This window comes from Methylobacterium sp. WL103, assembly GCF_008039885.1.
Lineage (GTDB): Bacteria > Pseudomonadota > Alphaproteobacteria > Rhizobiales > Beijerinckiaceae > Methylobacterium > Methylobacterium cerastii.
On the sequence record NZ_VRUX01000235.1, the window covers coordinates 1 to 6,350 of the forward strand.

The following is a 6,350-nucleotide window of genomic DNA, read 5'->3' on the forward strand; positions in this document are numbered from 1 at the left end:
TCGTCCGCCCCTCGCGGCGTCGGCCGCCGCGAGGGGCGGACGAGACGCGCGGACCGCCCTGCGGTTCAAGCCGCCCGGCGCAGCGGCTTGGCGGCGGCCGTTCCCTCGGCCAGGTCGCGATCGACGGCGCGGGTCGTCTCGATCGTCGCCATGATGCCGTAGGCGACCTTGGCGGTCAGATCGAGGAGCGCGACCACGGCGAGCGCGACGGCGGGCGAGAGCAGGCCGAGGCCGTCCTGGCCGACGAGGAGCACCACCGGGTAGGCGCACCAGACTCCGGTGAGGAACACGGCGTTGCGCAGGAAGGCTTTTCGCACGTCGGCCCGCTCGGCGGCGTTCTCCTCGCGCAGCTGCACGAAGATCCCGTAGAACACGGCCAGGAACGCGCCGCAGGAGATGGCGAACCAGGTCCACTTCACCGCGACGACCTCGGACAGGCCGAAGGCCAGCGCCGTGACGATCATGATCAGGTCGGAGCCGACGAGGCCCCAGACCACGGCCTGCCGGCGCATGCCGGAATGCATCGCGGTGCGCGCGAGCCCGACGAGCAGGAGCGGCGTGGTGAAGGTCCAGTCGATGTAGCGCGCGACGTAGAATTGCCGCGCGACGTCCGCCGCGTCGGGGCCGGCCGGGAGGGTGATGCTGCCCTGCCCCGTCGCCATGGCGAAGTAGGAGCAGGCGGCGATGATCGGCACGATCCCGTGGATGATCCCGTCGGCTTCCTCGGTGGGCGTCCGCCGCTTCGCCAGGAACAGGATCGCGGCGGCTCCGGCGGCCATGCCGGCGCAGCCCAGCCACAGCCAGAATTGAGGCGTCATCGTTGTCTCGTCGGTCGGGGGATGAAAGCGCGTCCGGGAACGTGGCAGCGCCCGAGCCCAATCCCCCCCCACCTCCGATCGTTGCGCCGGCGCGTTGTCGCGGGCGCGGCGCCATCACGGGCGCGGGACCCTCGCGGGCGGACGGGTGCCGAGGTGGTCGCGCAGGGTGCGGCCCGCGTATTCCGTCCGGACGAGGCCGCGCCGGCGCAGCTCCGGCAGGACCAGCTCGATGAAGTCGTCGAGGCCGCCGGGCAGGGTCGCCGGCATGACGTTGAAGCCGTCGGCCCCGCCGGCCCGGAAGCGCGCCTCCATCTCGTCGGCGATCTGCGTGGGCGTCCCGACGATCTGCGAGTGGCCCCGCGCCCCGGCGATCCGCAGGTAGAGCTGGCACAGGGTCAGGCCCTCGCGGCGGGCGAGGTCGAACATCAGCTGCTGGCGCGACTTGGCGCCCTCGGCCTCCGGCAGCTCCGGCACCGGGCCGTCGGGATCGAAGCCGGAGAGGTCGAAGCTGCCGACCATCCGCTCGAGCAGGGCGACGCCCACCACCGGGTCGATCAGGTCCTGCAGCGCCTCGAACTTGGCCCGCGCCTCCGCCTCGCTGCGCCCGACCACCGGGAACAGGCCCGGCATCACCTTGAGGTCGTCGGGGCTGCGGCCGAACCGCGGCAGGCGCGCCTTGAGGTCGCCGGCGAACTCCACCGCTTCCGCGAGCGTCTGGTTGGCGGTGAACACGACCTCTGCGGTGCGGGCCGCCAGATCCTTGCCCGGCCCCGACGAGCCCGCCTGCACCACCACGGGCTGGCCTTGCGGCGTGCGCGAGATGTTGAGCGGTCCACGCACCTCGAAATGCGTCCCGCGATGGTTCAGCGGGCGGAAGCCGTCGGGCTTCGAGAACTGGCCGCTCGCGCGGTCGATCACGACCGCGTCGTCGTCCCAGGTGTTCCACAGCCCGAGCACCACGTCGACGAATTCCTCGGCCCGGGCGTAGCGGTCGCCGTGGCGGGCGATGCCGGCCTCGCCGAAGTTGGCGGCTTCCGCGTCGGTGGTCGAGGTGACGAGGTTCCAGCCGGCCCGGCCGCCGCTGAGGTGGTCGAGGGAGGCGAAGCGCCGGGCGACGTTGTAGGGCTCGTTGAAGCTGGTCGATGTGGTCGCCACGAGCCCGATCCGGTGGGTGACCGCGGCCAGCGCCGAGAGCAGTGTCACCGGCTCGAAGTGGGTGGAGCGGGCCGTGCGCTCGGACGAGCGCAGGTTGCCGTCGCGGATGCCGGAGCCGTCCTCGAGGAAGACGAGGTCGAACTTGGCCGCCTCGGCCCGCTGCGCCCAGCCGACGTAGCGTTCGAGGTTGAGGCCGCCGTCGGCCTCGCTCGACGGATGGCGCCACCCCGCCACGTGGTGGCCGGTGGCGTAGAAGAACGCACCGAGGCGCATCGTGCCGTGTCTCGCGGTGTCCTGTCCCAAGGTGCCCTACCCCGCCATCCGGTCGTGAAGCTCGCGCGAGCCTGGAGTCCCACCGCCCGCCTTGCGAGAACGCACCGGGCGGCGGGCCGTTTCAGCCGAGCCTGCGCACGCACCGGAGAGCCCGGCTCCAGCCTCGCCTTACGGGTGCTTGTGGATCGGGTCGACCCAGTGGACGGCCTCGGGGCGCTCCACCGGCTCGACGTCGGGGATGTTGACCACCACCGCCTCGTTGTCGGAGCGCACCAGCACGCATTGCAGGGTCTCGTCGGGCGAGGCGTTGATCTCCTGGTGCGGCACGAAGGGCGGCACGAAGATGAAGTCGCCGGGGCCGGCTTCCGCGACGTATTCGAGCCGGTCGCCCCAGCGCATCCGGGCGCGCCCCGACAGCACGAAGATCACGCTCTCCAGGGCGCCGTGATGGTGCACCCCGGTCTTGGCGTCGGGCTCGATCGCCACGGTGCCGGCCCAGATCTTCTGCGCGCCGACGCGGGCATGGTCGATCGCCGCCTGCCGGAACATGCCCGGCGTCTGCGCGGTGTTGGCGTCGAGCTTGTCGCCGGGGATCACCCGCACGCCGTCGTGCTTCCAGCGTTCGGTGGCGGCGCCCGGCGCCTCGCCTTCGTGCGGATGGCCGTGGGACGTGTCGTCGTGGGGCGTATCTTGGTGAGGCGTGTCTTCGTGAGGCGTATCTTGGTGAGGATCGTGCATCGCAAGGCTCCCGCTCGCCGGCCGTTCGGCGCATCCTAGCCGGTTGCGGGACGCCGGTGCGAGCGGGGCGTCGTCATCGCCGCCGCGTCCTTAGGGCGAGCGCCAGGGCCGCCGGCCAGAACGCGAGGTTGAGGGCGATCACCGGGCCGACGTTTCGCCCCTTCCACAGCGCGATGCCGACCGGAAAGAACAGGACGGGGATCGCGACCGCGAGAAACAGCCAGAACGCGCGGTCGCCCATGACGTCTTCAGGCATGTCGCGACCGGCTTGGCGTTCTTCGGGGAATGGCCTGAAGGTCCGCGCGTCCGACGGCGCCCGTGATCGAGCGGGCACGCCGAACGCTTCGGAGTCCGCGTCGATCAGTATCTGGCGGCGCCGGCCGGCGGGTCAGCTCAGGCCGTGCTTGCACGCGTTGCGGAATTTCTTGCGCGCCTTGCCGTGCAGGCCCTGGTTGTCGGCCTGCATCGAGCAGTCCTTCGACTTGGCGGTCCGCTCCGCACTCGGGACGGCGGGCTTCCCCGTCGGCGCCGGTGCGGACGCCGCCGAGCCGGGCACCACGCCGGGGCTGGGGGCCGTGCCCTGCGCATAGGCCGGGACCGCGAGGAGGAGGCTGCCGGCGACGACGGCGGCGGCGCGATTGAACGTCATGACGGGATGCTCCGGTGAGGCGCCAGAAACGGCTGCGCGCTGGCCGGCGTTCCACCCCACACGGATCGTTGATCGCCGGCGCCCCTCGCCCACCGTGGAGTCCGGCGGCACCGGTCATCCTTCCGAAACCTGTCCGGCGCATTCTGGTGAACGCTGCATCGCCAGCCGGCAGATCCGCCCGATCCGCTGCGGCGGCCCTGCTCGCTCCGGCGACGCGGGGCCGCCCCGTTCGGGTTTTGGGACGCTCGCCCAGCGGGTCCGCCGGCCACACGCGCCTTACCCCACCGGAATGTCAGGATCGTCCCGTTGCGGCCCGTCCGCTGCGTCGATTCGGTCCTCGGCCGGCGTCTCCTCCGCGATGGGTGTGCGCAGCCAGGTCGCGATGCGCTGCAGGGCTTCGAGGGACGGGTCCTCCGGGCGGGGGCTGGCTGCGAGCGCCGCGCGGACGTCGCGCAGAAACGCCTCGGTGTCGTCATCGGACATCGCTGCTCGTCAAAGCTTGCGGAACGCCGGTCGCCGGCTTGGTGCAAGGGTGCGTGCCTGGCTGTCGGCCGGCCTCGCCGCGGGCCACGCCGAACGCGTGCGACCCACTATGGAGGCCGCGCGCGTCGCGCACGGCCCGGCTCGCTCGGTCAGGAGGTCGACCACTCGCGCTTGACCTCCTCGGCCGGGCGGTCGAGGCGCACCGTGTCGCCCTCGACGGACTGGACGAAGTCGACGGGGATGTAGTGATGCAGGCCGCCGGCCGCGGCGTCCTTCTTCGTCAGCTTGATCTCGCCCTTGTCGACGTGGTCGACCGTGCCGACGTGGGCTCCGTCCGACCCCACGACGTCTGCGTGTTCCTTGATCTCTGCGACGTCGACCATGCGTTTCACTCCCGATCAGGCCCTCTCAACCGGGCCCGCGGGGCCGATGTTCCGGGAGCGTGAACTCTCGGAGGCCGGCGACCGGCCCGCCGCCCGCGGAACCGCCGCCACCGGGTGAGGTTGCGCTCATCGGAAACCCGACGACCCGTGAGGATCATGTGCGCGACAGCCGACGACCGTCACGCCGTGTCCTGCTGCGATCCGGGGGCTCCGTCGCCGCCGGGGCGATGCTCGGGATGGCGGCCGCGCAGGCCGGGGCGCAGGAGCCGGCCGTGACGGAGTCCGGCCGGCGCGCGAAATCCCTCGATACGGACTACTTCAAGGGCATGTACGCCACGGAAGCCGACCCGTGGAAGTTCGCCACCAGCGCCTACGAGCGCGCCAAGTACCAGGCCACCCTCGAAGCCCTGCCCCGGCCGCACTACGCCTCCGCCCTGGACGTCGGCTGTTCCATCGGCGTGTTCACGCACCAGCTCTGCGGGCGCTGCGACGCCGTGCTCGGGCTCGACGTGGTGCCCTCCGTGCTGGAGGCCGCGCGCGCCCGCTGCGCCGACTGCCCGAACGCGCGCTTTCAGCTCGCCGCCGTCCCCGGCCAATGGCCCGACGGGCGCTTCGACCTGATCGTGATCTCGGAGGTGGCCTACTACCTCGACCGCGCCGACCTCGCGCGCTTGGTCGCCCGGGTGGAGGGCGCGGTGCTGCCCGGCGCCGACATCGTCCTGGTGCACTGGCTCGGGGTCGCCCACTACCCGCTCTCGGGCGACGACGCGGCCGAAGGCTTCATCGCCGGCGCGAAGGGATTCGCGCAGGTGCTGAAGCAATCGCGCACCGCCGAGTACCGGCTCGACGTGCTGCGCGCGAACGAGGCGGCGCCCGCGCGCTGATCGCGTCGTGCCGCCTCATCGCCCCGGCGCCCGGCCCCTGCGCCGGGCATGCCGGTCCGCAACGCGGAACAGTACCAGGCCGACCCCCATCAGGAGCAGGCTCGCCAGCGCCTGGACCGGGCGCGAGGCGACGAGGTGGACCAGCATGAACAGCGTCACGCCGAGGAAGACCAGTGGCGTGACCGGATAGCCCCAGGCGCGAACCGGCCGCGGCAGGTCGGGCCGCGTGACGCGCAGCCGGATCACGCCGAGGACGGCGAGGAACGAGGACAGGATCAGGCCGAACTGGATGAATTCCAGCACCGCCTCGAAGCTCCGCGTGAGGAGCAGGAGGCTGGCGATTGCGGCCTGGAGCAGGGTCGCGGCCACCGGCACGCCGGTTCGGGAACGCCGCGCGAAGAACGCCAGCAGCGGCACGTCCTCGCCCATCGCCACGGTGACGCTCGGGCCGATCCACATCATCGCGCTGATCGTCGGAATCAGGCCGAGGCAGATCAGCAGGCCGACGAGCCGGCCGCCCGCCTCGCCGAACACGTGCCGCCCGCTGATCAGGGCGACCTCGATCTGCCCGGCGAGCTCCGCCGTCGGCGTCGTGTAGAGGAACACCGCGTTCAGGGCGACGTAGAGCACGAGCACGACGCCCGTGCCGACGAACAGCGCACGCGGCAGGCTGCGCGGCGGGTCGGCGAGGTCTCCGACGATGTAGGTCGCCGCGTTCCAGCCGGTGTAGGCGTACATCACGAAGACGAGGCTCACCGCGAAGCTGGCGCTGAAGATCTGCCCCGGGTCGGAGGCGCTCGGCAGGAAGCCGATCGAACCGCCCCCGCCGCCGGCAAAGCCCGCGACGATGAAGAGCACGATCAGCGCGAGCTTCACGAGCGTGAAGCCGACCTGGATCGCGTTGCCGTGGTGCCCTCCCCCGAGGCGCAGCGCCGTGGTCGCGGCGACCGCCGCGAGGCCGAGGGGC

Annotated in this window: 9 protein-coding genes; 1 reads left to right on the forward strand and 8 read right to left on the reverse strand. The window is 72.1% G+C overall.

Features of this window, described 5'->3' with window-relative positions; all coding sequences use genetic code 11:
• Positions 1 to 65: 65 nt before the first annotated feature.
• From FV222_RS14775 to FV222_RS14805, 7 genes are all read right to left on the reverse strand, one after another.
• Complete coding sequence (locus FV222_RS14775) at positions 66 to 818, reverse strand: bacteriorhodopsin (RefSeq protein ID WP_147814848.1); 753 nt, start codon at positions 816 to 818, stop codon at positions 66 to 68.
• 114 nt (positions 819 to 932) lie between these two features.
• Positions 933 to 2,246, reverse strand: coding sequence for an LLM class flavin-dependent oxidoreductase (locus FV222_RS14780; RefSeq protein WP_147814850.1), 1,314 nt, complete (start codon positions 2,244 to 2,246; stop codon positions 933 to 935).
• A 168-nt stretch (positions 2,247 to 2,414) separates the two neighbouring features.
• A complete protein-coding gene (locus FV222_RS14785; RefSeq protein WP_147814852.1) occupies positions 2,415 to 2,984 on the reverse strand; it encodes a cupin domain-containing protein in 570 nt (189 codons plus the stop codon).
• A 73-nt stretch (positions 2,985 to 3,057) separates the two neighbouring features.
• Positions 3,058 to 3,240, reverse strand: a complete 183-nt coding sequence (locus FV222_RS14790; RefSeq protein WP_147814854.1) for a hypothetical protein — start codon at positions 3,238 to 3,240, stop codon at positions 3,058 to 3,060.
• 132 nt (positions 3,241 to 3,372) lie between these two features.
• A complete protein-coding gene (locus FV222_RS14795) occupies positions 3,373 to 3,633 on the reverse strand; it encodes a phosphate starvation-inducible protein PsiF (protein ID WP_147814856.1) in 261 nt (86 codons plus the stop codon).
• A 276-nt stretch (positions 3,634 to 3,909) separates the two neighbouring features.
• Positions 3,910 to 4,116, reverse strand: coding sequence for a hypothetical protein (locus FV222_RS14800; RefSeq protein ID WP_147814858.1), 207 nt, complete (start codon positions 4,114 to 4,116; stop codon positions 3,910 to 3,912).
• Positions 4,117 to 4,265: 149 nt separating this feature from the next.
• Positions 4,266 to 4,499 (reverse strand): DUF2171 domain-containing protein, encoded by a 234-nt coding sequence (locus tag FV222_RS14805; RefSeq protein ID WP_147752369.1) that lies wholly within the window; start codon positions 4,497 to 4,499, stop codon positions 4,266 to 4,268.
• A 236-nt stretch (positions 4,500 to 4,735) separates the two neighbouring features.
• Here FV222_RS14805 and FV222_RS14810 point away from each other — a divergent pair, with 236 nt between their 5' ends.
• Positions 4,736 to 5,383, forward strand: coding sequence for an SAM-dependent methyltransferase (locus FV222_RS14810; RefSeq protein WP_147752370.1), 648 nt, complete (start codon positions 4,736 to 4,738; stop codon positions 5,381 to 5,383).
• Between the two features lie 15 nt (positions 5,384 to 5,398).
• Here the strand turns inward: FV222_RS14810 and FV222_RS14815 are convergent.
• Positions 5,399 to 6,350, reverse strand: a 952-nt coding sequence (locus tag FV222_RS14815) for an amino acid permease (protein WP_147814860.1), incomplete at its 5' end; no start/stop codon positions are given.